This is a genomic window from Streptomyces sp. NPDC088747, assembly GCF_044751025.1.
Classification (GTDB): Bacteria; Actinomycetota; Actinomycetes; order Streptomycetales; family Streptomycetaceae; genus Streptomyces.
In genome coordinates this window covers 460,248-485,430 of sequence record NZ_JBIVKZ010000004.1, presented here as the reverse complement: position 1 = coordinate 485,430, position 25,183 = coordinate 460,248, and the positions used below count along the sequence as shown (strand labels likewise).

21 protein-coding genes and 2 pseudogenes are annotated in these 25,183 nt (G+C 70.2%); 17 read left to right on the top strand and 6 right to left on the bottom strand.

The window, feature by feature from the left end; genetic code table 11:
* Positions 1-2 precede the first annotated feature (2 nt).
* The 3 genes from ACIP79_RS12900 (at position 3) to ACIP79_RS12890 (ending at position 5,574) form a co-directional block, all read left to right on the top strand.
* Positions 3-887, top strand: a complete 885-nt coding sequence (locus ACIP79_RS12900) for a carbohydrate ABC transporter permease (protein ID WP_401222573.1) — start codon at positions 3-5, stop codon at positions 885-887.
* A gap of 433 nt (positions 888-1,320) precedes the next feature.
* Positions 1,321-3,822, top strand: a complete 2,502-nt coding sequence (locus ACIP79_RS12895; RefSeq protein ID WP_401222571.1) for a carbohydrate-binding protein — start codon at positions 1,321-1,323, stop codon at positions 3,820-3,822.
* Between the two features lie 138 nt (positions 3,823-3,960).
* Positions 3,961-5,574, top strand: coding sequence for a glycoside hydrolase family 13 protein (locus ACIP79_RS12890; protein WP_401222569.1), 1,614 nt, complete (start codon positions 3,961-3,963; stop codon positions 5,572-5,574).
* 125 nt (positions 5,575-5,699) lie between these two features.
* Here ACIP79_RS12890 and ACIP79_RS12885 read toward each other — a convergent pair.
* The 3 genes and pseudogenes from ACIP79_RS12885 to ACIP79_RS12875 all read right to left on the bottom strand — a co-directional run.
* Positions 5,700-5,950 (bottom strand): annotated as a pseudogene (locus ACIP79_RS12885) (IS5/IS1182 family transposase); the annotation flags it as partial.
* A 308-nt stretch (positions 5,951-6,258) separates the two neighbouring features.
* The gene (locus ACIP79_RS12880; RefSeq protein ID WP_401222568.1) at positions 6,259-7,155 is read right to left on the bottom strand and encodes an SDR family oxidoreductase; all 897 of its coding nucleotides are present in this window, start codon (positions 7,153-7,155) and stop codon (positions 6,259-6,261) included.
* Entirely contained in the window at positions 7,155-7,553 is a 399-nt protein-coding gene (locus ACIP79_RS12875) for a nuclear transport factor 2 family protein (protein ID WP_401222566.1), read from the bottom strand. The genes ACIP79_RS12880 and ACIP79_RS12875 overlap by 1 nt, the downstream gene beginning before the upstream one ends.
* Positions 7,554-7,579: 26 nt before the next feature.
* Here ACIP79_RS12875 and ACIP79_RS12870 point away from each other — a divergent pair, with 26 nt between their 5' ends.
* Positions 7,580-8,203, top strand: coding sequence for a TetR/AcrR family transcriptional regulator (locus ACIP79_RS12870; RefSeq protein ID WP_401222565.1), 624 nt, complete (start codon positions 7,580-7,582; stop codon positions 8,201-8,203).
* A gap of 533 nt (positions 8,204-8,736) precedes the next feature.
* Here ACIP79_RS12870 and ACIP79_RS12865 read toward each other — a convergent pair.
* Entirely contained in the window at positions 8,737-9,468 is a 732-nt protein-coding gene (locus tag ACIP79_RS12865) for an SDR family NAD(P)-dependent oxidoreductase (protein WP_401222563.1), read from the bottom strand.
* 149 nt (positions 9,469-9,617) lie between these two features.
* Here ACIP79_RS12865 and ACIP79_RS12860 point away from each other — a divergent pair, with 149 nt between their 5' ends.
* Complete coding sequence (locus tag ACIP79_RS12860; protein WP_401222561.1) at positions 9,618-10,064, top strand: winged helix-turn-helix transcriptional regulator; 447 nt, start codon at positions 9,618-9,620, stop codon at positions 10,062-10,064.
* A gap of 123 nt (positions 10,065-10,187) precedes the next feature.
* Here ACIP79_RS12860 and ACIP79_RS12855 read toward each other — a convergent pair.
* Positions 10,188-10,544: pseudogene (locus ACIP79_RS12855) on the bottom strand (LLM class F420-dependent oxidoreductase); the annotation flags it as partial.
* Positions 10,545-11,110: 566 nt separating this feature from the next.
* A complete protein-coding gene (locus tag ACIP79_RS12850) occupies positions 11,111-12,526 on the bottom strand; it encodes an FAD-dependent oxidoreductase (RefSeq protein ID WP_401222559.1) in 1,416 nt (471 codons plus the stop codon).
* 205 nt (positions 12,527-12,731) lie between these two features.
* Here ACIP79_RS12850 and ACIP79_RS12845 point away from each other — a divergent pair, with 205 nt between their 5' ends.
* The 12 genes from ACIP79_RS12845 to ACIP79_RS12790 all read left to right on the top strand — a co-directional run bounded on the left by ACIP79_RS12845 (position 12,732) and on the right by ACIP79_RS12790 (position 25,122).
* Entirely contained in the window at positions 12,732-13,565 is an 834-nt protein-coding gene (locus tag ACIP79_RS12845; protein WP_401222557.1) for an IclR family transcriptional regulator C-terminal domain-containing protein, read from the top strand.
* Positions 13,566-13,878: 313 nt separating this feature from the next.
* On the top strand, positions 13,879-15,204 hold the full coding sequence (locus ACIP79_RS12840) for a Rieske 2Fe-2S domain-containing protein (protein ID WP_401222555.1): 1,326 nt from the start codon (positions 13,879-13,881) through the stop codon (positions 15,202-15,204).
* 77 nt (positions 15,205-15,281) lie between these two features.
* Positions 15,282-15,488, top strand: coding sequence for a ferredoxin (locus ACIP79_RS12835; RefSeq protein WP_401222553.1), 207 nt, complete (start codon positions 15,282-15,284; stop codon positions 15,486-15,488).
* Positions 15,485-15,838, top strand: coding sequence for a type II toxin-antitoxin system HicB family antitoxin (locus tag ACIP79_RS12830; RefSeq protein WP_401222551.1), 354 nt, complete (start codon positions 15,485-15,487; stop codon positions 15,836-15,838). The genes ACIP79_RS12835 and ACIP79_RS12830 overlap by 4 nt, the downstream gene beginning before the upstream one ends.
* Before the next feature lie 162 nt (positions 15,839-16,000).
* Complete coding sequence (locus tag ACIP79_RS12825; protein WP_401222549.1) at positions 16,001-17,134, top strand: thiolase family protein; 1,134 nt, start codon at positions 16,001-16,003, stop codon at positions 17,132-17,134.
* The gene (locus ACIP79_RS12820) at positions 17,131-18,414 is read left to right on the top strand and encodes a CaiB/BaiF CoA transferase family protein (protein ID WP_401222547.1); all 1,284 of its coding nucleotides are present in this window, start codon (positions 17,131-17,133) and stop codon (positions 18,412-18,414) included. The genes ACIP79_RS12825 and ACIP79_RS12820 overlap by 4 nt, the downstream gene beginning before the upstream one ends.
* Positions 18,411-19,691 carry a CaiB/BaiF CoA transferase family protein gene (locus ACIP79_RS12815; protein ID WP_401222545.1) on the top strand — a complete coding sequence of 427 codons (1,281 nt, stop codon included), beginning with the start codon at positions 18,411-18,413 and terminating at the stop codon, positions 19,689-19,691. Before ACIP79_RS12820 ends, ACIP79_RS12815 begins: the two co-directional genes overlap by 4 nt.
* Positions 19,692-19,770: 79 nt before the next feature.
* Positions 19,771-20,880 (top strand): zinc-binding dehydrogenase, encoded by a 1,110-nt coding sequence (locus ACIP79_RS12810; protein ID WP_401222543.1) that lies wholly within the window; start codon positions 19,771-19,773, stop codon positions 20,878-20,880.
* Complete coding sequence (locus ACIP79_RS12805) at positions 20,880-22,067, top strand: NAD(P)/FAD-dependent oxidoreductase (RefSeq protein ID WP_401222542.1); 1,188 nt, start codon at positions 20,880-20,882, stop codon at positions 22,065-22,067. The genes ACIP79_RS12810 and ACIP79_RS12805 overlap by 1 nt, the downstream gene beginning before the upstream one ends.
* Positions 22,068-22,119: 52 nt before the next feature.
* Complete coding sequence (locus ACIP79_RS12800) at positions 22,120-23,403, top strand: cytochrome P450 (RefSeq protein WP_401222541.1); 1,284 nt, start codon at positions 22,120-22,122, stop codon at positions 23,401-23,403.
* Positions 23,400-23,609 carry a ferredoxin gene (locus ACIP79_RS12795; RefSeq protein WP_401222539.1) on the top strand — a complete coding sequence of 70 codons (210 nt, stop codon included), beginning with the start codon at positions 23,400-23,402 and terminating at the stop codon, positions 23,607-23,609. The genes ACIP79_RS12800 and ACIP79_RS12795 overlap by 4 nt, the downstream gene beginning before the upstream one ends.
* 31 nt (positions 23,610-23,640) lie before the next feature.
* Complete coding sequence (locus ACIP79_RS12790; protein WP_401222537.1) at positions 23,641-25,122, top strand: aldehyde dehydrogenase family protein; 1,482 nt, start codon at positions 23,641-23,643, stop codon at positions 25,120-25,122.
* Positions 25,123-25,183: the final 61 nt, after the last annotated feature.

The following is a 25,183-nucleotide window of genomic DNA, read 5'->3' as shown; positions in this document are numbered from 1 at the left end:
TCATGTCGGAATCCTTCGAACGCACCCTCATCGCCCCCGCCGAGATGAACCGGCGGACCGGCCGCTTCCTCTACCGGTTCGTCCTGTGCTCGACCGTCATCGGTTTCACCCTCGCTTTTGTCTTCCCCCTGTACTGGATGGCCAGCGGGGCACTGAAATCCTCCTCCGAACTGGCCGACCCCAACCCCACCTTCCTTCCGCAAAGCTGGCACCCGGAGTCCTACTCCCAGGCGTGGGTCAACGTCGGACTGGGGGACTACTTCCTCAACACCCTGGTCCTGGCCGTCGGCGCCTGGCTGACCCAGCTCCTCGTCGACGTGGCTGCCGCCTACGCTCTGTCCAAGCTGCGGCCGGCCCTGGGCAACATCGTCCTCGGCATGATGCTGGCCACTCTGATGCTGCCGGTCTCCGCTCTCCTGGTGCCGACCTACCTCACCGTCACCGACGTGCCGCTGTTCGGCGTCAACCTGATCAATACACCATGGGCGATCTGGCTGCCGGCCTGCGCGAACGCGTTCAACATCTTCATCCTGAAGCGCTTCTTCGACCAGATTCCCGCTGAGCTCCTGGACTCCGCGCGCATGGACGGTGCAGGACCACTGCGCGTTCTGGTGTCTGTCGTCCTGCCACTGTCCCGGCCGGTCCTGGCAGTCGTCTCGATCTTCGCCGTCGTCGGAGTATGGAAGGACTTCCTCTGGCCGCTGCTGGTCCTCCCGGACCCGGCACGCCAGCCCATCACCGTCGCACTCAACCGACTGGCCGAATTCATGCCCGCCAACCAACTGCTGGCCGGCATGGTCATGGCCTCGCTCCCCCTGCTGGTGATCTTCCTGCTCTTCCAGCGGCACATCATCGCGGGCCTCACCGCAGGCAGCCTCAAAGGCTGACCCGTCCACATCTTCTGCCCCACCCCTCCAGACACCGTCACGGCAGAACGCCCGGTACACGCCTGACAAGGCGCGCTACGCCCCGTACCGCCATAACTCCTCTCCCCCTTCGCACCGGCGCACCGTTCGACGGCGGAAACCACCGCAGCACACGCCTCTCCGTCCGACCAGCACTCCCGGCCGTTCCCCCGGCGAGACCCACTCGGATCGGTGACACCAGCCCGCCCACCGCGTCAAGTCCGCATCCTGACGCGGGCGCCACCTGGCGGTCCGCCTCGCCACCGGCGCAGTCCCCTGCACAACGGCGGACAATCGTCGGCCCGCCGCCGACATCCCAAAAGGGCCGAGCCGCCCCTTCCCGGAAGGACACACCGCTGTGTCGATCCACCGCACCGCAAGGTCCCTCAAGCCCACCGCATGCATATCCGCTGCCATGCTGCTCGCTCTGACCGGCGCGGTCTCCTACAGCCTGGCCGTACCGGTACCCGCCCACGCGGCCACCACCACTTTGCAGGCCGAGTCCACCACCCTGTCCGGCGGCGCGGTCACGGAACAAGAGCACACCGGCTACACGGGAACGGGTTACGTCGGTGGGCTGACCGACGGCAACAAGGGCAACGCCTCAATCACCACCGGCGTCCAGTCCGCTTACCAGGGCAGCGGCAGCGTGACCGTCCGCTACGCCAACGGCACCGGCTCGGCCAAGACACTGACCCTGTCGGTGGGCGGGAGCACCTCACAGGTCACCCTGCCGGCGACCAGCGGCTGGGCCGCCTGGTCCACCGTCGATGTCCCGGTCACCTTCGCCAAGGGAACCAACAGCCTCACCCTGGCCTTCACCAGCAGCGACAGCGGCAACGTCAACATCGACAGCCTCGCCGCCGACACTCCCGACACCCCGGGGCCCGCCGCCCCCTCCACCCTGGAAGCGGAGTCCGCCGCCCTGTCCGGCGGCGCGGTCACGGAACAAGAGCACACCGGCTACACGGGAACGGGTTACGTCGGAGGACTGACCGACGGCAACAAGGGCAACGCCTCAATCACCACCGGCGTCCAGTCCGCTTACCAGGGCAGCGGCAGCGTGACCGTCCGCTACGCCAACGGCACCGGCTCGGCCAAGACACTGACCCTGTCGGTGGGCGGGAGCACCTCACAGGTCACCCTGCCGGCGACCAGCGGCTGGGCCGCCTGGTCCACCGTCGATGTCCCGGTCACCTTCGCCAAGGGAACCAACAACCTCACCCTGGCCTTCACCAGCAGCGACAGCGGCAACGTCAACATCGACCATTTCAAGGCGACCACCCCCACCGGCCCCGGTGACCCCGATCCCGGCACTCCGGATCCGAGTGGCATCGGTGCCACGTTGCCGTTCACGACCTACGAGGCCGAGGCCGGGAAGACCAACGCCCAAGCCGTCGGCCCCGACCGCACCTACCTCACGGAAGCGTCAGAAGCGTCGGGCCGTAGAGCTGTGAAGCTGGTCAGGACCGGCGACTACGTCGAGATCACGCTGACCAAGCCCGCCAACGCGATCAACCTGCGCTACTCCCTGCCCGACAGCAGCGACGGCCGGGGCGTGGACGCCTCCCTCAGCGTCTACACCGGCGGCAACGAGCTGACCGACCTCCGCCTGACCTCGCGCTATGCCTGGGTGTACGGCGACTACCCGTACACCAACGATCCCGGCCAGGGCAAGGCTCACCGGTTCTTCGACGAGTCCCGCCTCCACCTCGGCCAGACGCTGCCGGCAGGCACCGTCCTGCGCCTGCAGAAGGACGCCACGGACACCGCCGCCTCCTACACCGTCGACCTCCTGGAAGCGGAACAGGCCGCAACCGCCGGGACGCTGCCGAGCGGGTACGTGTCCGCCCGCGACCTCGGTGTCACACCGGGCAGCCAGGACGTCACCGCCGCTCTCAACAACGCGCTGGAACAGGCCAGGAGCCAAGGCAAGGGCCTGTTCCTGCCCGCCGGAACGTACAACATCTCCGACCATGTCAACCTCACCGGGGTGAAGCTGCGCGGCGCGGGAGTTTGGCACACCGTCCTGCGCGGCACCGGCCTCAAGGGCGGTCTGCTTGCCAAGGGCGGTACCAGCACGGTCGAGGATCTGATGATCGACGGCCAGAACACCGTGCGCAACGACGATGCCGGGCACGCCGCCATCGAGGGTGACTTCGGCACCAACTCCACCATTCGCAACGTCTGGATCCAGCACACCAAGGTCGGCCTGTGGGTAACGGCCTCGACCAACGGGCTCAAGGCCAGCGACCTGCGCATCCGCAACACCTACGCCGACGGCGTCAACCTGCGCGGCAACGTACAGAACACCGTCATCTCCAACAGCAGCATCCGCGGCACCGGCGACGACGCCATGGCCATGTGGTCCGACCCCGGCGCCGTCAGGAACAGCGCCTTCCGCAACAACACCATCCAGCTGCCCATGCTCTCCAACGGCGCCGCGATCTACGGCGGAAGCGGCAACAGCGTCGAGAGCAACCTCATCTCCGACACCGTCACCTCCGCCGCCGGCATCACCGTCTCCACCCGCTTCGGCGAACCGTTCAGCGGAACCACCACCGTCTCCGGCAACGTCCTGCGTCGCACCGGCAGCCTGGAGCCGAACTGGAACTCCAAGCTCGGCGCCCTGTGGATCTACGCCGACCGCCACGACATCACCCAGCCCGTGATCCTCAAGGACAACACCGTCGAGGACTCCACCTACAGCGGGCTGCTCGTCTCCTGGCAGAAGCAGGTCACCGACCTGCGCGTGGACGGACTGACCATCAACAAGACCGGTGCCCATGGCATAGAGGTGTTCGCCGGCGGCAAGGGCACCTTCTCCAACACCAAGGTCACCGGCACCGCCGCCGGCGCCCTCGACGTCGCCGGCGGGTTCACCATCCAGCGCGAGAGCGGCAACTCCGGCTGGTGATCATGGTCGGCCGCGGGTCCGGGACGCCCTCCCGGATCCGCGGCCGACCATCCCCATGACTCGCGGGGCAGGGACCCCAAGTCCCCGCTCTCGGGCCCGCGGCACCCACCCACTCGCTTCATACAGGAGGCAGGTCTCATGACCCCGCGCACCACCGACTGGTGGCGACACGCAGCCATCTACCAGGTCTACCCGCGCAGCTTCGCCGACGGCAACGGCGACGGTATCGGCGACCTGGCCGGAGTGCGCTCCCGGCTCGACTACCTTCACCGACTGGGCATCGAGGCCATCTGGTTCTCCCCCTGGTACCTGACCCCTATGGCCGATGCCGGCTACGACGTCACTGACTTCAGGCAGATCGACCCCCGCTTCGGCACCCTCGCCGAAGCCGAAAAGCTCATCGCCGAAGCCCATCAGCACGGCATCCGCATCATCGTCGACGTCGTCCCCAACCACGTCTCCAACGAGCACGCCTGGTTCATGGCGGCTCTCGACGCCGCTCCCGGCTCTCCGGAACGCGACCTGTTCTGGTTCCGTGACGGCCGCGGCGACGAAGGCGAGCTGCCTCCCAACGAGTGGCAGTCCATCTTCGGCGGCCCGGCCTGGACCCGCGTTCCCGACGGCCAGTGGTACCTACACCTGTTCGCCCCTGAGCAGCCCGACCTCAACTGGCGCAATCCCCTGGTGCGCGAGGAGTACGAGGACGTGCTGCGGTTCTGGTTCGATCGGGGAGTCGACGGCATCCGTGTGGACTCGGCCGCCATGTGCAGCAAAGACCCCGCCCTGCCCGACTACGACCACTCCGTCTTCCCTGATCCCCACCCCTATGTCGACCTCGACGAGAACCACGAGATCTACCGGGGGTGGCGTGCGGTCGCCGACTCCTATCCCGATCAGCGCGCACTGATCGGAGAAGTCTGGCTCGCCGACCCCGCCCGTTTCGCCCGGTACCTGCGCGCCGACGAACTGCACGCGGCTTTCAACTTCGACTTCCTGGGCTGCAGTTGGGACGCCCCGGCTCTGCGTGCCTGCATCGATCAGACACTCGCCGCGCACGCCGAAGTCGAGGCGCCCAGTACCTGGGTTCTGTCCAACCACGACGTCACCCGCCACGTCACCCGCTACGGGCGGCCCGACACCAGTACCGCCGCGGGTATCCGTCAGTACAACCCGGTCGTCGACGAAGACCTCGGTCGGCGCCGCGCCCGCGCGGCCGCCCTGCTCACCATGGCACTGCCCGGCGCCGTCTACATCTACCAGGGGGAGGAGCTCGGCCTGCCAGAGGTCGAGGACATCCCCGCCGACCGTCGCGACGACCCCATCTACCACCGTACGCAGGGCGAGGACCCCGGCCGGGACGGATGCCGTGTGCCTCTGCCCTGGGACGAGAACACGGAGTCCTACGGATTCAGCCCCGCCGGCGCCGAACGTCCCTGGCTGCCCCAGCCCGCCGCATGGGCACAGCTGAGCGTTGCCGTCCAGGAGTCCGACTCCACTTCCATGCTTCACCTCTACCGCACGGTGCTGACCCTGAGAGCAACAGAATCCGCGCTGGGCGACAGTACCCTGAACTGGCTCGACGCCCCGGAGCAGATCCTCGCGTTCACCCGCGGAGACGACTTCACCTGCATGATCAATCTCTCCGAGGTAGCCATGCCCTTGCCGCAGAACAGCGGCGTACTCGTCGCCTCCGAGCCGCTGTCCGACGGGCTGCTGCCTCCCGACACCGGAGTGTGGCTCCGCACCGTCTGAGCCGCCCCGGGTCGGCGATGTGCCAACACCTGAGCACATCGCCAACCCGTGCGTGGCCATCCGGCGTCCGGCGGACGGAACAGCCGGGAACTCATGGCACTGGACGCCTCCAAGCTTTCCGTGAAGATGGTGCTCTCTCCTGCGAGGCGGCGGACCATCAGGCCGGTCACGGCGAGCTGGATCAGGGCTTTCGGAACGGTGCGGGTGGATTCGTAACCGCGGGCCAGACGGCGGTGCAACATGAACCAGCCGTAGGTCCGCTGCACTGCCCACCGTTTCGGGACCGGACCGAATCCCGGGTCCCGGGAACGCGTTGAACGGTCTCGACGTCGACACCGAGGGTTGCGGCGTGCTCGATGAAGTGCGTGCGGTAACCGCGCTGTCGACCGCGCTCCGGAGCAACTTGCCAGTAGGAGAACTCCGACCCTGACACTGTCGTCACTCTGATCGACCAGGGTGCTCCGGGAAGGCCGGCACGAGACTTGCACGCCTTCCTGCACAGTGTCCCGTCTTTGGTCCCGCACCTGGCAGTTCCAGCACCTCAACTGCGGCACCACCACGCCGCCATCGGCCACACCACTGGATCCGCCTGGTTTCAGCCCAGGGCTGTCGAGACCCTGCCCATAAGGGCTATTGAGCTGGATTCTTCCCGGCGGCGTCACCGTGGTGACTCCTCCGAGGTTCTCAGCTGGTGAAGTATTCGGGTCGGTCGAGGTCTTCCAGTAGTCCAGGTCCCTGGGGCACCCAGCCGAGCAGTTCTCGGGTAGCGGTGCTTGACGCCGGCCCGTCTCCTTCCGCATAGGCCGTATACAGACCGAAGTGGCGACGGGCTTTGAGTGGCGACATGCTGACCGTCGGTACCCCGAGACGGCGGCCGATGACTTCGGCGATCGACCGGTAGGGCACGCCCTCTTCCGCAACGGCGTGGTAGCGGCCGGCGCGGGCACCGCGCTCGACGGCGAGGCGGAACACACGAGCGGCATCCGTGTGGTGAACGGCCGGCAGCCGGTTCTCGCCCTGGCCGATGTAGCCCGATGTGCCGTGTTTGCGGGCGAGCTCGATGAAGCGCGGGAGCGTGAACCGGTCGCCGTCGCCGTGTACGCACGGCATCCGCACGATCGATGCGTTCACGCCCGACTCCGCCAGGCCCATGATCGTGCGTTCCACATTGCGTCCGACGGGGCCCGCTTTGGTGGAAGCGGGGTCGTCTTCGGTGAAGACCGGTCCGGACGCGATGACGGGTGCGAATCCGCCGGCCGCGACGAGGGGCCGGTCCGTGCCGGCGAACGCCTCTGCGACGGCCTGCAGAGCGGCGCGCTCGGTGCGGCTGTTCCGGGGGAACCTGCTGATGCTCTTGTTGTCGAACGCGGTGTGAATCACCGCGTCGCTGCGGGCAGCTCCATCGCGCACACGCTCGGGCTCTTCCAGGCTGCCCGGGTGCGCCGTGGCGCCTGCCGCCTGAAGTGTCACAGCGGAAGCTTCCGAGCGGGCCAGGGCCAGGACTTCATGCCCCGACTCGATCAGATCGCGCACGACCGCGGAGCCGATGAAGCCGGTGCCACCTGTGACGAAGACGCGCATCAGGCTGCCCCACCGGCGGGACGCCGCGGCCCCATGTAGTCCTTCAGCCGGGTCACGAGGCCGTCGCGGCGCTCGATGATCCACAGGTAGCGGATGTCGAAGGGATCACCGGTGGCCGCATCGAAATGATGCCCCTCGGCCTCGATCATCACGTCCTCGCCCAGCTCACGCACGGTGATGTCGTCCAGGGTGCCGAACTGCACACTGCCGTCCATCGCAGCCATGTAGGCGCGAATCTGGGGCTTGCCTTCGAGCTGGCGGACGTCACCTGCTGCGGCGAACGGGAACTCGTGCACAGCGTCGTCGGCGTACATCTGCAGCCAGGTGTCGACATCGCCTTCGGCGAGGCCGATCGCGGCCTCCGCCAGCCAGACGGGGAATTCCGCTTCGTCGTCCATGACGGGCTCCTCTAGAATTACGGACTATGAGTCCTAAAAAGCGTACCACCATTACGGACCCTCAGTCCGAAAAGGCTCGGCGGGGGCGTCCCACCGTCCCCCGCGACCGCATCCTGGGCGCCGCCGACGAGCTCCTGACTGCCTCCACGGCCCCCGGTGCGGTCACGATGGACGCCATAGCGGCAGCGGCCGGGGTCGGCAAGGGCACGCTCTTCCGGGCCTTCGGCAATCGGGACGGCTTGCTGGACGCCTTGTTCGCGGCACGCCTGGCACCCTGGCGCGAGGAGTTCCACCGCGCCGGGTCCCCGATCGGCCCCGATGTGCCGGCTGCCGAGCGGGTCGTCTCGATCCTGGAGCAGCTGCTGAACTTCAAGCTGGAGAACCCGGCCCTGCTCGCGGCACGTGAGATGAACGCCACGAGTCTGCTGTCAGCCCCGCACTACGTGTGGGTCCACGGCGTGTTGCGCGACCTGCTGGAGCAGGCGGGCTTCCAGGCACAGTCGGCGGAGTACACCGCCCACCTGCTTCTCGGGGGACTGCAGGTCGAACTCATCACCACACTCAAAGCCTCAGGATGTTCCGAGGCTGACATCAGGCACGCGCTCGTGAGCGCCGCACGCCGCCTTCTCGGAATGCCCGCGGACGCCTGAGCAGGCGCACTTCGCGCATCGCCCGGCCTCCCGGCCCTGCCCGCACACCATGCGGCGACGCTGCATCGCCGAACTCGTCGCGCGCCGGAGCGCAGATCGCCGAACTTGAACCGCGCCTGCCCCAAGACGGCGTACGTAGTCGCCGCGACCCCCGCCGATGCCGATACGGCACCGGCGCCGGTAAGTAATCAGCGCTGGGCCGCGATGCCGGTCAGGAAGATGTCGACGCCGACGAGAAACTGTTCGCGGTCATCGTGACCGCGCAGTTGCGACACCGCCCGCAGCCGCTGCGTAGCCCGGCTGCCTCGTCGGGACGCTTCCGATCAGAGAGACGATGCCGATGAAGCACGCCGCGCCCAACTGTCGCAGCAGGAAACCTACTTCGGGGCGCCCGGCCGACCTTGCCTCCGCTGCCCGCGCCCGACCGGCTCGAGAGCTCGTCGCGTCGGAAGCCCGGTTGCTCCTCGTGGTTGCTCCTCGTGGTTGCTCCTCGCGGGGGCGTCTCGTCGGACGCTCCGGCGGGGAGCCGCGGACTAGTCCGCGGGACCGGTCGGTACGGCCGGAACGCCGCGCCCGCCTGTTCGGGCGACGAGAGACCGGAAGGCGTCCAGGTCACCGACGACCTCTTCGACGCGGTCCCGCCGCTGGTACATGTCGTAGTAGCGGGCACCGATTGCGTCGGGGTCGGCCTCGCCGCCGCCGGGGACGACCCCGGAGGCGATCGTCACCGTCCCCACGTAGATGCCCCTCGGGCCGAGTTCGGCGTGCAGGGTGTGCGCCCAGTTGCGCAGGCCGGCCATGGCCATACCCACGTTGGCGAGAAAGGGTGCGGGGACCGCCGAGGAGACGCCGGTGGTCAGCAGGAGCGTGCCCGCGCCTCGGGCCAGCATCTCGGGCAGCACCTGGCCCACGGCCGTCACCGCGCCCAGCACGTGCAACTCGAACTGTGCGGTGGCGGAGTCGGCGGTGGTCCGTGCGGCGTGGGTGATCGGCCCGGTCGGGCTGGGGCCGTATTCGAGCACGTCGATCGGGCCCAGCAGGTCCCTCGCCCGGGTGAGGGCCCTGACAAGTGCGGCACGATCACGGATGTCGGCGGGAAGCGAGGCGGCCATGATGCCCAGTTCGTCGAGCTCACGGACCAGGATGTCCAGTGTCCCTTCGGTACGGGCGATCAACCCCACCCGGAACCCCTGAAGGCCGAACGCCCGAGCCACTCCCATCCCGAGCCCCGGGCCGGCACCGACAACGATGAGTGTCTTCACCACGAGGAATCCTCTCCGACGAGCACGATTGGATCGGCGCCGCCCTATTCGGCGCCAGTCACTTACCTTTTGTGAGTGACCCCATGATTTGTTACCGGGGGAACCGCGGCAAGACGGCACATTCATGTCAGTGACACACACGGAGGTAACCGTTGGAGCCCCGTACGAACGCCCCCTCGGCCGCTCAGCACGGCGATTCCACGCGGTCCCCGGCGGCGGGCACCGGTCCCGAGCCGGACAAGGAGGGGTGCCGGCAGGTGCTCCAGATCCTCGGCCTCATCGGCAGCAAGTGGAGCATCCTGATCATCGGCCGGCTCCGCGACGGCACCCTGCGCTTCGGCGAACTGCACCGCACCGTCACCGGCATCTCCCAGCGGATGCTCACCCTGACACTGCGGCAGCTCGAACGTGACGGCCTGTTGATCCGCACCGTGCACCCCGTTGTTCCCCCGCGCGTGGACTACACACTCAGCGAACTCGGCACGATGCTGCTGGACTCCGTCGTCGCTCTCGGGAACTGGGCCGCCGTACATCGCCACGAGATCAACGACAACCGGACCCGCTACGACGCCACCCACCCGACGCGGGAACCGTCCTGACGTCCCGGCCCGGCCGGGGCTCAAGACAGCCGTGGTCCCAGCCGCCCTCTACAACCGGTCGGCGAACACCTCGGCCAACTCACGCCATACGGCTCGCAGCAGACGTGCGCTGCCGCCGCCTTAGAAGTCGCTCTCCGTGAAGCCCAGGCGCAGCAGGTTGTTGGTGTAGTGGGGCAGTTGGAGGTACAGGCCAGCATGCGCTTCTCGCCCCGGAGGTCACCGTCGTGCTCGACACCGACCTCGACCGGGCCCGTGCCATCGCACGGGAGCCGAGCGCCGCCGGCACCCGACATCCGCTGCCCAGGGGCGGAACGGCGGCGTCGAGGTAGGCCACCATCGCGCTGTACGGTTTCGCGCGCTGCGGTCCCAGCGCGCTGTGGCTGACGCCCAGGCCCAGGACGAACCGCTCGCGTCGAGGTCCGCGATCCGCGCGGCCACCTGCTCGGCGGGGTGCTCCCACATGGTGAGGATGCCGGTGGCCGAGGACCGAACCGGACGTCGAGCCACTTCATAGAGCTTTCGCGGGGAGCGGACTCCGTTGCCCGCCAGGTCAGGGTCGTGCTGCGGTGTAGAGACATGGCACATGGAAGCGGGGTCGGACTCCTGGGCGGCGGCATTGAGCTGTGCTCAGGCGGCGGGCTGCGGCAGCCCGGGGGCTCGGCGCCGGCCGGGCCGAACCCGTAGGATTCCGCGGTCCCGTCCCAGGGCAGCGGCACACGACAGCCGTCCCGGCGGGGATCCTTGCCCCGCGTACGGTGGTAGACGGGGTCATCACGGCGGTCGGCGGGGATGTCCTCGGCCTCCGGCAGGCCGAGTTCCTCGTCCCGGTGGATGTCGGACGGCGCCGGGCAGCGGCATGGTGAGCAGGGCCGCCGCGCGTGCACGGCGCCGGCCGAGGTCTGTGTCGACGACCGGATTGCACTGACGGACGCCCGCGTCGGTACTGGTGTCGGGCCGCCCGCCACCCCGGTGACCGCACGGTCGTCGGCGGCCTACGCGGCGACGCCGGGCAGGGACGGACCGGCGGCGCGGCCTCGGGCGCCGCGTCACCGCGCGTCGGAAGACGCCACCGTGCCCGCCAGGTGGCCGAACACCGCCGCCTTTCCCAGGGCCGTGCCGGTGAGGTACCCGGCTCCGTGGAAGCCGCCGACCACCTCGCCCGCCGCGTACAGGCCGGGGATGACGTCGCCGAACACATCGATCACCCGGAGCCGGTCGTCCACGGCCGTTCCGCAGTACGTCGCGGTCAGCCCGGCGGCGCAGCGCAGACCGTAGAACGGCGGGGTGTCGACCGCGCCGTGTCCGATGGCCCCGGCGCCGACCGGGCGCCCGAAGTCCGGGTCGGCGCCGGCCCGGACGTGCTGGTTGTAGCGCCGGACGGTCGCGTCCAGCGAGTCGGGGTCCACTCCGAGCCGCTCGGCGAGTGCCGGGACGGTCGGGGCCTCCATCAGCAGGCCGTCGGCGAGGGCTCGCCGGTAGTCGCGGGGGGTCGGCCTCGTCTGTGACCGTTCGAAGACCCGCCGGTCGAAGATCTGGTAGGCGATCCCCCCGGGCTGCTCGGCGCAGAGCCGGCCGAGTGTCTTGTAGCTCAGTGACTCGTCGGCGAACCGGCGCCCGTCCTGATCGACGACGATCGCACCGTCGGCATGGGCGAACATCAGGCGCGGCCGGTCGGTGCCGACAGCCCCGAAGGTCGCCTCGACGTACCCCATGTCGACCAGGCGGGCCCCCAGTCCCGCGGCCATCCGCAGGCCGTCGCCCGTGTTGCCCGCGCCACCCATCTTCGTCACGTCGACCACCCGTGGCGCGAAGGCCCGCAGCAGTTCCTCGCTCCGGGAGAAACCGCCCGTGGTCAGCACGACACCGGAGCGCGCCGTCACCATCGCCTCGCCCCCGTCGGCCCGCCGCACGCGGACGCCGCCGACCCTGCCGTCCGCGGTCCTGGTGAGGCGCAGTGCGGCCGAACTCGGCCAGTACGTCACGTGGGGTGTCTGTCGCAGGCGGTCGTGCAGCGCGTGCGTGACGTCCTGCGCCGCCACGTGCAGCCTCGGCACCGGCATGTTGCCGTTGGCCGGCGCGAGCGTGAACCGCACTCCGCTGCGGCACAGCCAGCGGAAGGTCTCCAGTTGGTGTCCGACGTACGCGTCGACCGTACGGGTGTCGTTGCGCGCCTGCCCCGTGTCGAGGATCGCCCGCCGCAGTTCCTCGGGGTCGTCCTCGACGTCGGCCTCCTCCTGCAGCTCGGTGCCGGCGAACAGCATTCCGCCGCCCGCGCGCACGGAGGAGCCGCCGAATTCGGCCAGCTTCTCCAGCAGGCACACCTCGGCCCCGCGCTCGGCCGCGGCCAGCGCGGCGGCATGTCCCGCGAGGCCCGCGCCCACGACCACCACGTCGACCTCCAGCCCCTGTACGGCGTCGTCCGGGGAGGAGCGGTGTCGTGCGTCCGCTGCGCTGTCGTTCACGGCACCCTCTTCCTGTGGATGCCCCGTCCACAAGCACGGTCACAAGCACGGTCGAACCGACCCGAACAGCGTGTTCGCTGTGCGTCCAGGAGTTCGCTTCTATTACCGTAGGTCCGGACCGAACGAAGCGTCAACGCACCGTCCCGTACCGTGGACGTGGACAACTGCCTGCCCCCAGGCGGAAAGCGAGGAAGGTGTGTCGCGAGTGCCCGCGTCGAATCTGGACCGTCCCACCGAGCCGGCCGACATCGGGGACGAGGACGGTGAGGGTGGACGCGCCGAGCTCGTCAGCGGCTTCAGCCGCGGGCTGGCCGTCATCCGCTGCTTCTCCGTCAACGCGTCGGCCCTGACGATCGCCGAGGTGGCGAAGGCCGCCGGACTGAACCGGTCGACGGCCAGACGGCTGCTGCGCACCCTGGAGGCGGAGGGCTACGTCGGCCTGGCCGGCGGCCGGTACTCGCTGCGCCCGCGCGTGCTGGAGCTGGGGTACGCCTACCTGGCGTCCGTGCCCGTGGACCAACTGCTCCAGCAGCAGTTGTTCGAGGTCGCCGAGAAGGTGCACGAGTCGTGCATCGCCGCCGTCCTGGACGGCCACGACGCCGTGTTCGTGGCGCGAGCGCAGACCACCTATCCGCGCGTGATGAAGCTGGCGCTCAGCGTCGGCACCCGGATCCCCGCACACCGCACGGCCAGCGGCCGGGTGCTGCTCGCGGGTCTCTCCGACGGCGAGCTCGACGACTATCTCCGCACGGCCGACTTCCGGCACGGGACCTCCAGGGAGATCACCGATGCCGATGTCCTGCGCGAGGAGCTGGGGAGGGTCCGGGCACAGGGCTACTGCATCCTGGACCAGGAGATCGAGATCGGGGTCAGGGCCTGCGCCGTGCCGGTGCCGCGGTCGCAGCAGCCCCCGCTGGCCATTGGCGTGTCCTCGCACGCCTCGGTCGGGACGGTCCAGACGGTGCGGCGCGAGCACCTTCCCGTACTGAAGGAGGCCGCCGTGGAGCTGGACTGGGTCTTCCGGCAGCAGCGCACCTGACCCCTTGGCGCGGAAGGGAGCGGGGCGCGTACGCGCCCGGCCCCCTTCCGCGCTTACTTCTGACTTTTTGATCGAACTCCAGTTCGATTGGCATCATGATGGTTCGTTCAGCGAACATGTGGTCGCTATTGACACGCGCCTGTAACCGGATTTAACGTCCTGATGTGGCCGGTGGACGCATAGCGAACGCTGGATCGCCATCCGACCGCATGCGTCGTGAGCCTTCATCACGCTCCCCGGATGTCCCCGACGCCTGTCGCCCTGGCGCGGCGCCGGCGTCCACATTCCGCGCAGACGAACGGAGTTGTGCATCGTGATCACCGCAGAGGAAGCCGACGAACTGACCCGGGTGAGCCCGGGGACGCCTACCGGGGCCTTCCTCCGTCGCTTCTGGCTCCCGTTTCTCCCGTCGGACGCGGTCGCCCCCGGCGGGGAGCCGTTCCCGGTCCGGCTGATGGGTGAGGACCTGATCGCCTTCCGTCGTGAGGACGGAGCGGTCGGCCTCGTCGACACCGCCTGCGCACACCGCCGCGCCCCGCTGATCTACGCCCGCAACGAGGGCTGCGGACTGCGGTGTGTCTACCACGGCTGGCAGTTCGACGTCACCGGTCAGTGCACGGACATGCCGGCCGAGCCCGAGACCAGCCGGTTCAAGCAGCACATCAGGATCAAGGCCTACCCGGTCCGGGAACGCAACGGGGTGCTGTGGACCTACATGGGCGAAGGCGACCCCCCGGAGCTGCCCGAACTGGAGTGGAACCTGGTGCCGGAGGAGAACGTGCATGTCTCCTTCCGGGTGCAGGAGGCCGACTGGCTCAGCTCCTACGAGGGGGAGATCGACTCGGCACACGCGCCGATCCTCCACGGACGCCTGGACAAGACCAGCAAGCGCTCCAACACCATGGCGGCGCGCTCCGGCCGGCCGGTCTTCGACGTGGTCCAGCAGGACTTCGGGATCAGTATCGGTGCGCGCAGGCCCACCCAGGAGGAGGGCGAACTCTACTGGCGCGTCAACCACTTCATGATGCCCTTCTACACGCTCGTACCGCCGAAGGGCTCGGAGTGGGCGGAACTGACCGGCCACGCCTGGGTGCCCATCGACGACACACACACCCTGTGCGTCGGGTTCACCTACCTCCCCGACCGGCCGCTGAACGAGCGCATGGTCGACGTGTTCACCAACGGCTACCGGGGCCGCGAGACGGGCCACCCCAGCAGGCTCGCCTTCGACGACACCGTTCCGCACAACGTGCCGTACTGGCGTTTCATCAGCAAGTACCGGCACGACACCAACTACCTGTTCGACTACGAGCTCCAGCGCGAGACCTACTTCTCCGGTCTCCCGGGACTGTGGGTCCAGGACTCCGGCACCCAGAGCGGCGCCACCCACCTCGCGCCGCGCAGCCACGAACACCTCACCTCCAGCGACGCCGGACTCGTGGTGGCCCGGCAGGCGATGCGGGACTGCGTGGAGGCGTACCGCACGGACGGAGAGCTGCCGACCATAGTGACCGACCCCTCGCTCTACCGGGTGCGGGCCGTGGCCGCCCTGCTCAAGGACGGCGTGCCGTGGACCGAGTCCCTCGACGGCTTCATCCGCCGCGCCGGGGGTGAACCCCTCGGCTACGAAGTCCCCTGAGTCCCAGTCCACGGACGGCTCCGCCGGGTGCGTCCCGAGAAAGGGTCCGCCGGAGAAGTCCCCCGGGAAAGGAAAAGATGATGAAGATCGGTGCCAGCCGGGATCTGTGCAAGGGCCACGGCCAGTGCGAACTGTTCGCCCCGGACGTGTTCGAGGTCGACGACGAGGCGCTCGTCGTCCTCAGGTCCGACACCGTCACGGGCGACGTGGCCGAGAAGTCCGTCCGCGAGGCCGTCACCCACTGCCCCGAACTGGCGATCTGGGTCGAGAAGGAACCGGCATGACCGCCTCCATCAGGACGGTCGGCGACTGTCTGAGGGTCCCGTACCTGGTGACGGCGCAGTCGCAGCCGCTGCCGGACGGAACCTGGGTCCGCCATGTCGAGCACCCGGAACTGCCCGACTGCACGGCGCAGGCGGAGTCCATCACCGAGGCACTGAGCCTGCTCGACCACCGCCGGATAGAGGTCGTTCTCACCATGCTGGCGGGGGGCGAGCGGCCCCCGGCGCAGCGCGCGCCGATCGGTGACCAGCAGGCCCGGCACCGGGTGCGGCGGGCCGGTCTGACCGACCGTGTCTCGCAGTTGTGGAACCGCGACGCGGACTCCCTGGCCGCCACCGACTGGCCGGTGTGACGCCCCTACCCCTCGCATCAGCAGGTGGGAGAACGAGATGCCGATCGTCGGCCCCTACGGCGCAGGTCCCGACAGGTTCCGCCCGGAGCCCCGCGCCGGTCACGAGCACAAGCACCACCGGTCCGTGAGCCCGCGGGCAGGCGTCCGGCACGGGGGCACCCCGTGAGCGCCCGGTCCGCCGCCGCGTTCGTCTCGGCGGGCTACAGCACGGTCGACCGGCACTCCGACCGGGGCATCCTGGCCTACGCGCTGGACGCAGCCGTCGACGCGCTCGACGCGGCGGGCATCGACCGGGACGAGGTGGACGGCTATGTCGGCATCGCCGGCTCACCCAACCCGGGCGCCGGGCATGTCGACGGAGCGGACCACGTGACGGCGTACCTGGTGGCCGACGCGCTGGGTCTGGGGAGGCTGGGGTGGGCGTCCGACGTCTCGGGGTTCGCCGTCGGGATGGCGGCCGGTGCCGCGCAGGCGATCGCCGCCGGGGAGTGCCGGTGTGTCCTCGGGGTGCGGGCCGTCCACCACGCCCCGGGCGCACGGGGCGCACCGGCCGTCTCCGGTGACGTGGTCGCGCGCGGCACCGACCTGTACCGGCTGCCGTTCGGCGCCGGTCCCGGCGGCACCCGGTTCGCCGTCCGGGCACAGCGCTACCTCGAACTGTCCGGAGCCCGGCGGGAGGACCTGTGGCACGTGGTGCACGCCGCACGCGAGCACGCCCGCGCCAACCCCGTCGCGGTCTTCCGCGACAAGGAACTCACCCGCGACGCCTACCTCGACGCGCCCCTGACCGTCGAACCACTGGGCCTCTACGACTGCGACATGCCGGTCTGCGGGGCCGGGGCCTTCGTCATGGTCTCCGCCGAAAAGGCCCGGCGCAGCGGGCGACCCGCCGCCTATCTGCGCGGCTGGACCAACTGGACCGACTCCGCCGCGATCTTCGAGCGGTCCGGCGTGGCCCGGCGGGACATCCAGGTCTGCCAGCTCTACGACGGCTACTCGCCGATGCTCTACGAGTGGCTGGAGCGGCTCGGCTGGTGCGATCCGTACACCGCCTGGAAGTTCGTCGCCGACGGTCACACGGCACCCGGCGGCGCACTGCCCGTCAACACCTTCGGCGGGGCGCTGGGCGAGGGCCGCCTGCACGGGATGGGCCACCTGCGCGAAGGAATAGTCCAGGTCCTGGGGACCGCGGGGGCCCGGCAGGTCCCCGGGGTGCGCAACTGCCTCGTACAGATCGGCCCGTACGACCGTTCAGCTCTCGCCGTACTGAGCACCGAACCAGGAGGAGACCGATGACAGACGTGTCCGCGGTGGCCGAGCGCGCCCCGCAGGTCGCACTGGCCGACTGCCGGGTGCTGGAGCTGAGCCGTTCCTCCGCCGCGGTGGCCGGACGCGTACTGGCCGACCTCGGCGCCGAAGTGATCAAGATCGAGCCGATCGGCGGCGAGGAGGCCCGGCGCGCCGAGCCCGCCTTCCACGGCCCCGACGGCGAACGGCACAGCTTCGCCTTCCTCGCCCACAACCTCAACAAGCGCAGCGTCACCCTCGACATCGACGCCGAGGCGGGCCGCGAGCTCCTCGGCCGGCTGGCCGCCACGAGCGACATCGTGGTCGTCGACTGGGAGCGCGTCGGCGCCCCGGCGGAGGCCGACCGACTGCACGCGCTGTGCACGGCGGCCAACCCGCGCCTGGTGTTCTGCGAGATCTGGCCCTACGGCCGCGGAGCCCACGAGACCACTCTCGCCACCGACCTCACCCTGCAGGCACAGGGCGGCCACCTCTACCTCAACGGCGACACCGACCGGGCGCCGGTGGGGATCGGCGCTCCCGTCGCCCTGCTCCAGGGCGGCGCCGAAGCCGCCTTCGCGGCGCTGATGGCCTATTACCATGCGCTGCGCACGGGCATCGGCCAGCGCGTCGACGTCTCCCTGCAGAGCTGTGTGGTGTGGAGTCTGCTGAACACCACCATGACCTGGCAGTGTCTCGGCATCGACGAGATCCGCGGCGGCGCGGTCAAGAAGGAACGCGGCAACAGCTTCTCCACCCGGCTGGTGTGGCCGTGCAAGGACGGCCATGTCCAGTTCGGGCCGGTCGGCGGCGGGGGCGGCGCCGTCCGCGAGGCGTCCTTCTCGGCCCTGGTCGAGTGGATGCGCCAGGAGGGGTACTTCAAGGACATCCTCCTCGCCCACGACTGGAACGGTCCCGAGCGCTTCACCGTTCCGCAGGAGGCGTACGACGAGGTGACCGAGGCCATCGGCGACTTCATCCGCAGCCGCACCCTGGACGAGCTGGTGGAGCGCGGCATGAAGCACCGCATCCTGCTCGCGCCGATCTACTCCGTACCGCAACTGCTGACCGCCGAACAACTGCTGGCCCGTGACTTCTTCGTCGAGGTCCGGGACGAGAGGCGGGGCACCACGGCCCTGCATCCGGGGCCGTTCGCCCGGCTCGGCGCCACCCCCGTCGTGGACTTCCGGCGCGCACCCGAGGCGGGCGCCGACACCGAGGACGTTCTCGCCGCCCTGGGCCTCACCCGCGACGAGACGGCCGTCCTGCGTTCCGCGGAGGCACTGTGACCACCGACCGGCCCGCCCCGTCGACCGACCGGCCCGCACCGCCCGCCGGCCGCGAGCCGGCTTCGGGCGAGGGCATCTTCGCCGGGCTCAAGGTGCTCGACTTCACCTGGGCGGCGGCCGGGCCCATCGTGACCAAGCAGTTCTCCGACAACGGCGCCACCGTGGTGAAGATCGAGTCCGGCCGGCACCCCGACAGCGTTCGCCTGGGCGGCCCCTTCAAGGACGGCAGACCCGGTATCAACCGCAGCGGCTTCTTCGCCGACTTCAACAGCTCCAAGCAGAGTGTCGCCGTCGACATGGGCAGCGAGGAGGGCCGGGCACTCGTCCGGCGCCTGGCCGCCTGGGCCGATGTCGTCGCCGAGAACTTCCGGCCCGGCGTCATGGACCGCTGGGGACTGGGCTACGAGCAGGTGCGCGAGACCAACCCCGGTGTCGTCTTCCTCAGTTCCTCCCTCTACGGCGATGACGGGCCCTGGTCCTCGCTCGCCGGATTCGGCGCCCAGGGGGCCGCCGCCGCCGGCATCCACGCCCTGACCGGCTGGCCGGACCGGGCTCCCGCGCTGCCCAAGGGCGCCTACACGGACTCGACCTCGCCGCGCTACGCGATGGCCGCGCTGACCGCGGCCCTGATCCACCGCGAGCGCACCGGCCAGGGCCAGCGCATAGAGATGTCCCAGGTGGAGAGCACGGTGGAGATCCTCGCCGCGCACCTGCTGGAGTACCAGCTCACCGGCTCGGCCCCGGATCGCGCGGGCAACGCGGCGAAGGGCCGCCGGCTGCACGCCGTACTGCCCTGCGCGGGAGACGACCGCTGGATCGCCGTGGAGGCTCGCACCGACGCCGAATGGCACGGCCTGCTCGACGTCCTCGGCCGGTACGGCGACGCCGAGCCGCTGCGTGAGCTGTCGGCGGTGGAGTGCCTGATCCGGTCCGCCGAGGTCGAACGCCTGGCCGCCTCGCTCACCGCGGTCGCCGACCCCTTCGAGCTGATGGACCGTCTGCAGGCGGCGGGCGTCCCCTCGGGTGTCGTCCTGACGGGTTCCGACCTGCTGGCCGACGAGCGGCTCCGGGCCCGCGGACACTTCTGGCCGCTGCCCCACGCCGAGATGGGGACCCTCGACTACAACGGCCCCGCCTACCGCTTCGAGCGCACCCCCTCCCGGCTGACCGGCGCCGCGCCGCTGCTCGGCGAGCACACCGACGACGTCATGCGCGATCTGCTCGGACTGGACGACGAGCAGATCGCGGACCTGCACGAGAGGGGCGTACTCCGGTGAGACTCCCCGACCCGACACCGACTGCGGCGGCCCGCCGGACGCGCGGACACCGGCCACACCCCGAGGAAGCGGTGATGACATGGCAGTGATCAAGTCCCGGGCCCTGGTACTGGAGAAGCCCGGCAAGGACCCGCTCGTGCGGGAGATCGACGTCCTGGACCCCGGGCCCGGTGAGGTCCGGGTCCGGATGGCCGCCTCCGGGGTGTGCGGGACCGACGGCCACGCCGTCGAGGGCACGCACCCCCTGCGGGGCCTCCCGGTCGTCCTCGGACACGAGGGCGCCGGAGTGGTCGAGAGCGTCGGCGCGGGTGTCACCGCGCTCCGCGAGGGCGATCACGTGGTGTGCGCGCTCGCGGTGCCCTGCGGTGTCTGCCGCCAGTGTGCGCGCGGTCTGGCCGCGCACTGCAACAGCCCGAAGCGGGCCCAGGCCATCGCGGGCCTCGCCGCCGACGGCACCACGCGGATGCGCCGCGACGGCGAGCCCGCCCATCCGTTCTTCGGTGTGGGCACGCTCTCCCAGTACACGACCGTCCGCCAGGAGCAGGCGGTACGGATCGACTCCGACCTGCCGCTGGACGAGTTCTGTCTGACCGGCTGCGGGGTGATCACCGGAGTGGGGGCCGCCCTGAACATCGGGCAGGTGCAACCCGGTGACACGGTCGTGGTCATCGGCTGCGGCGGGGTGGGGGCCAACGTCATCCAGGCCTCCCGGATCGCCGGCGCCTCCCGGATCGTCGCGGTCGACACGCTGCCCGAGAAGCTGGACCTGGCCCGGCGCTTCGGCGCCACCGACACGGTGGACGCCCGCGGGGACGTGCCGGCGGCGATCCGCGCGATCGAGCCGGACGGCGCCGACATCGTCTTCGAGGTGGTCGGCAACCCCTCGCTCACCGCGTCCGCGCTGACCCTGGCCCGGGTCGGCGGCAAGTGTGTGATGGTCGGCATCCCGCCGGTCGGCGCCACCCTCTCGCTCGACGCGTTCGCCCTCGTCGGCAACCGGCAACTGCTGGGCTGCCGGGGCGGGGCCGTCGTACCGGCCCGCGACCTGGAACGGATCGTGCGCTTCTACCGGGCCGGACACCTCCGGCTCGGTGAACTCGTCGGCCGGCGGCTGGCCCTGGAGGACGTCGGCAAGGCCTTCGCCGAGCTGGGCAGCAGCTCCTTCGCGCGCAGTGTGGTGGTGTTCTGATGGCCGGCGGCGACGTGGTGATCGTGGGCGGCTCGCTGGGCGGGCTGCACACCGCCGAGGCGCTGCGCGGCCAGGGCTGGACCGGCGCCATCACCGTGGTGGACACCGAACCGGAGCCCCGCTACGACCGCCCTCCGCTCTCCAAGCAGTACCTCGGCGCGGGAACGTCCGTCGACGAGAAGCTGTTGCGCGCCCCTCAGGACCTCGACGCACTCGGCCTGGACTGGCGGCTCGGCGAACGCGCCGTCCGACTGCGCCCCGCCGAGCACCGGATCGACCTGGCGGGCGGCGACACCCTCGGCTTCGGCAAGCTCGTGATCGCCACCGGGGTCCGCGCCGTGTGGCCCCCCGCTCTGCGCGTCCCCGCCGCACTCACCCTGCGCACCCGCGACGACGCCGCGAGGCTGCGCGCCGAGCTGGCACCGGGGGTCCGGCTGGTGGTGGTCGGCGCCGGGTTCATCGGTCTGGAGGTGGCCGCCACCTTCCGTGCCGCCGGAGCGGAGGTCGATGTAATCGAGACCGAACAGGCGCCGCTGACGCGGCAGTTGGGGCCGGAGGTGGGTCGCGCGTTGCAGCGCCTGCACGAGGCGCACGGGGTCCGCTTCCACCTCGGCACCCGGGCCGCTTCGGCGGTCCCGGCCGGCGACGGCTGCCGGGTCGAGCTGTCCGACGGCCGTCGTCTCGACGCGGATGTGCTGCTCGTCGCGATCGGCTCGGTGCCCGCGGTCGACTGGCTGGCCGATTCGGGGCTCACCCTGGACAACGGCGTCGTCTGCGACACGCGACTGGCCGCGGCGCCCGACGTCTTCGCGGTCGGCGACGTCGTCCGCTGGACGCACCCCATGACGGGCCGCACGACCCGCATCGAGCACTGGACCAACGCCGTCGAACAGGCCGCACATGTGGCGCGGCACATCATCGCGCCGGACGGCGGACACGCCCCCTTCGGCACGGTGCCCTACTTCTGGTCCGACCACTACGGCAGCCGCGTACAGGCTCATGGATTCGTCAGCGGCGAGCACGAACTGGAACTGCTGGACGGCGAGTTGGACGGCGGCAGGTTCGCCGCCCTCTACCGCCGGGACGGACGGATCACCGGCGTCGTCGGTCTCGACAACCCGCGCCAGGTGCTCGCCGGCCGACGCCGGGTGGTCGCCGATCTCACGGCCGAGGAGGCCCTCTCGTGAACCGCTCTCACCACCTCGCGTGCCGCACGCGCACCGAAGGCAGGAGGAACCGATGACCGCCCACGACACCCCGGCGTACCCGTTCACCCGGAACGGGGCCTGCCCCTTCGCACCGCCGTCGGAGTACGAGCGGCTGCGTGAGAGTGAACCGGTCAGCAGGGTCCGGCTCCACGACGGCCGCGAGGCGTGGCTCTTCACCCGGTACGAGGACATCCGGGAGGTGCTCGGCAACCCGGCGTCCAGCGCGGAGACCCTTCGCGGGGGATTCCCCTTCCTCAGCCCGGCGGACTCGGTCGCCAAGCGCGCCCAGTCCTTCCAGCGCTGGGACGACCCCCGGCACGCCGAGCGCCGCCGCATGCTGATGCCCCATTTCACGATCAAGCGCGTCGAGAGGATGCGGCCACGTGTCCGCGGCATGATCGGGCACTACTACGACCGGATGGTCGAAGCGGGGCCGCCCGCCGACCTGGTCGAGTCGCTGGCCCTCGCGGTCCCGTCGACGGTCGCCTGTGAGCTGCTCGGCGTGGACTACGAGGACCATGTCTTCTTCGAGTCCCGCTTCGCCGTCCGGCTGGACCGCTCCGCGACCGCGGAGCAGGTCCGCAAGGTCACCACCGAGCTGACGGAGTACGTCGACCGTGTGGTGCGGTCCAAGTACGGCAAGCAGAACGACGACCTGATCGGGCGGTTCGTCAACGAGCACGTGGAGACCGGCGACGTGACCCACGAGGACGCGGTCACCGACGCCGTCCTGCTGCTGCTCGCCGGACACGAGACGACCGCGAACATGATCGCCCTGGGCACCCTCGTCCTGCTGGAGCACCCCGACCAACTGGCGCGCATCCAGCGGGACAAGAGCCTGGTGCCGCAGGCGGTCGAGGAACTCCTGCGCTATCTGACGATCTCCCAGACCATGGGCGTACGGATGGCCAAGGACGACTTCGAGGTGGCGGGCTGCCCGGTCCGCTCCGGCGACGCGCTGATCGTGCCGGTCGCGGCGGCCAACTGGGACGGCTCGGTCTTCCCGGAGCCGGAGCGCTTCGACGTCACCCGGGCCGAGGCCCGCGGGCACGTCACCTTCGGCTACGGCACACACGGCTGCCTGGGCCAGCCGCTGGCCCGGATGGAACTGGCCGAGGTCTTCTCCACGGTGTTCGACCGGCTGCCCGGCCTGCGCACCGGGATCCCGCTCGACCAGGTGGACTTCAAGTCGGACGCGGTCTTCTACGGCGTGCGGTCCCTGCCGGTGACCTGGGACGACGAAGCAGCCCGTGCCGCCGCGGCAGGACGGGCACAGGAACGCACGGGAACAAGGAAGGCGACGGACCAGCGATGAAGATAACTATCGAGCCCCACAAGTGCGTGGCCGCCGGACTGTGCGTGGTGGCCGAGGACTCCGTGTTCGACCAGGACGAGGAGTCGGGCACCGTCGTGCTGCTCACCGACGCACCGCGGGAGGACCTGCGCGAGAACGTCCTGGAAGCCGCCCGCATCTGCCCCGCGCAGGCCATCGCGATCAGGCAGGACGGTACGCCGGCATGACCGGCCGCAGGCACGACGGAAGGAACCCGGCATGACGACAGTGGCGCCCACGATCGACACCGACGCACGCGCGTCGGTCGTACTTCCCCCGACCGATCTGCTGATCGACGGCGAGTGGCGGCCGGCCCGGTCCGGTGAGCGGTTCGCCGTCATCGACCCGGCCACCGAGCGGGAGACGGCACAGGTGGCCCGCGGTCGGGCCGAGGACATCGCCGACGCCGTGGCGGCGGCCCGGCGGGAGGTGGACGGCGGCCGGTGGTCGAAGCTGTCGGGGCTGGAGCGGGGCCGGCTGCTGTTCGCCCTGGCCGACCTGCTCCAACGTGACTTCCAGGCCATCACCCGCCTGGAGGCCCTCGACATCGGCCAGCCGTTCAAGACCCCGACACCGGCGATCGCGGCGATCCGCTACTTCGCGGGCTGGGCCGACAAGATCGACGGCCGACAGGTCAGCCTGCCGGACGTCGGCGGCCGGCCGACCCACACCTACGTCCGCCGTGAACCGGTCGGTGTGGTCGGCGCGATCACCCCGTGGAACGCGCCCCTGATGACCGCGGCCTGGAAGATCGCGCCCGCTCTGGCGGCCGGCTGCACGGTGGTCCTCAAGCCGCCGGAGGACGCCCCGCTCAGCACGCTCCACCTCGGTGCCCTGGCCCTGGAGGCGGGTTTCCCGCCCGGCGTCGTCAACGTCGTACCCGGGTTCGGGCAGGAGGCCGGCGCGGCGCTGGTCGAGTCCCCGGGGGTGGACAAGATCACCTTCACCGGCAGTTCGCAGGTCGGGCGGAACATCGGCGCGAAGGCCTCCGGACTGCTCAAGTACGTGACGCTCGAACTCGGCGGCAAGTCACCGCAGATAGTGTTCGCGGACGCCGACGTCGACCGGTTCATTCCCATGATGGCCCGTCAGTTCTATCAGGGCAGCGGGCAGGTGTGCGCAGCGGGCACCCGGCTGCTGGTGGAGCGTTCCGTGGTGGACCAGGTCGTCGAAGGGGTCGCGGCCGAGCTGCGCAAGGTGCGGGTCGGCGACCCCTTCGACGCGAACACCCACATCGGCTCGCTGATCAGCCGCAAGCACTTCGATCGGGTCACGGGCTATCTCGACACGGGCCGCGCCGAGGGCGCCGAACTCGTGACCGGTGGCGAACGCCTGGGCGAGCGGGGCTTCTTCCTGGAGCCGGCCCTCTTCACCGGCGGCATCGACATGACCGTCGCGCAGGAGGAGATCTTCGGGCCCGTCGGCGTGCTCGTCCCGTTCGACGGCTACGACCAGGCCATCCGGATGGCCAACGCCACCGACTACGGGCTGGCCTCGGTCGTCTACACCGGCAGCATGTCCACGGCACACCGGGCCGCCACGCAGATCAGGGCCGGCATGGTGCGGATCAACGGCGGGGCGGGCATCCCCGCGCCCTCGGTGCCGTTCGGCGGCACGAAGGGCAGCGGCCTCGGGCGGGAGCTGAGCTTCGCCGGGATCGAGGCGTGCACCGTCGAGAAGACCGTCAGCTTCGAACTCTGAAAATGGCCGACCGCTACCCGGCGCCTTTTCCCTTCCCCATCCCCCGCCACTGCTGCCGCTG

Excerpts from the sequence above, each read along its gene's own strand:
- ACIP79_RS12900 (WP_401222573.1), top strand. The coding sequence starts at position 3 with ATGTCGGAATCCTTCGAACGCACCCTCATCGCCCCCGCCGAGATGAAC.
- ACIP79_RS12895 (WP_401222571.1), top strand. The coding sequence starts at position 1,321 with ATGCTGCTCGCTCTGACCGGCGCGGTCTCCTACAGCCTGGCCGTACCG.
- ACIP79_RS12890 (WP_401222569.1), top strand. The coding sequence starts at position 3,961 with ATGACCCCGCGCACCACCGACTGGTGGCGACACGCAGCCATCTACCAG.
- ACIP79_RS12880 (WP_401222568.1), bottom strand. The coding sequence starts at position 7,155 with ATGCGCGTCTTCGTCACAGGTGGCACCGGCTTCATCGGCTCCGCGGTC.
- ACIP79_RS12875 (WP_401222566.1), bottom strand. The coding sequence starts at position 7,553 with ATGGACGACGAAGCGGAATTCCCCGTCTGGCTGGCGGAGGCCGCGATC.
- ACIP79_RS12870 (WP_401222565.1), top strand. The coding sequence starts at position 7,580 with ATGAGTCCTAAAAAGCGTACCACCATTACGGACCCTCAGTCCGAAAAG.
- ACIP79_RS12835 (WP_401222553.1), top strand. The coding sequence starts at position 15,282 with ATGATGAAGATCGGTGCCAGCCGGGATCTGTGCAAGGGCCACGGCCAG.
- ACIP79_RS12830 (WP_401222551.1), top strand. The coding sequence starts at position 15,485 with ATGACCGCCTCCATCAGGACGGTCGGCGACTGTCTGAGGGTCCCGTAC.
- ACIP79_RS12820 (WP_401222547.1), top strand. The coding sequence starts at position 17,131 with ATGACAGACGTGTCCGCGGTGGCCGAGCGCGCCCCGCAGGTCGCACTG.
- ACIP79_RS12810 (WP_401222543.1), top strand. The coding sequence starts at position 19,771 with ATGGCAGTGATCAAGTCCCGGGCCCTGGTACTGGAGAAGCCCGGCAAG.
- ACIP79_RS12805 (WP_401222542.1), top strand. The coding sequence starts at position 20,880 with ATGGCCGGCGGCGACGTGGTGATCGTGGGCGGCTCGCTGGGCGGGCTG.
- ACIP79_RS12800 (WP_401222541.1), top strand. The coding sequence starts at position 22,120 with ATGACCGCCCACGACACCCCGGCGTACCCGTTCACCCGGAACGGGGCC.
- ACIP79_RS12795 (WP_401222539.1), top strand. The coding sequence starts at position 23,400 with ATGAAGATAACTATCGAGCCCCACAAGTGCGTGGCCGCCGGACTGTGC.
- ACIP79_RS12790 (WP_401222537.1), top strand. The coding sequence starts at position 23,641 with ATGACGACAGTGGCGCCCACGATCGACACCGACGCACGCGCGTCGGTC.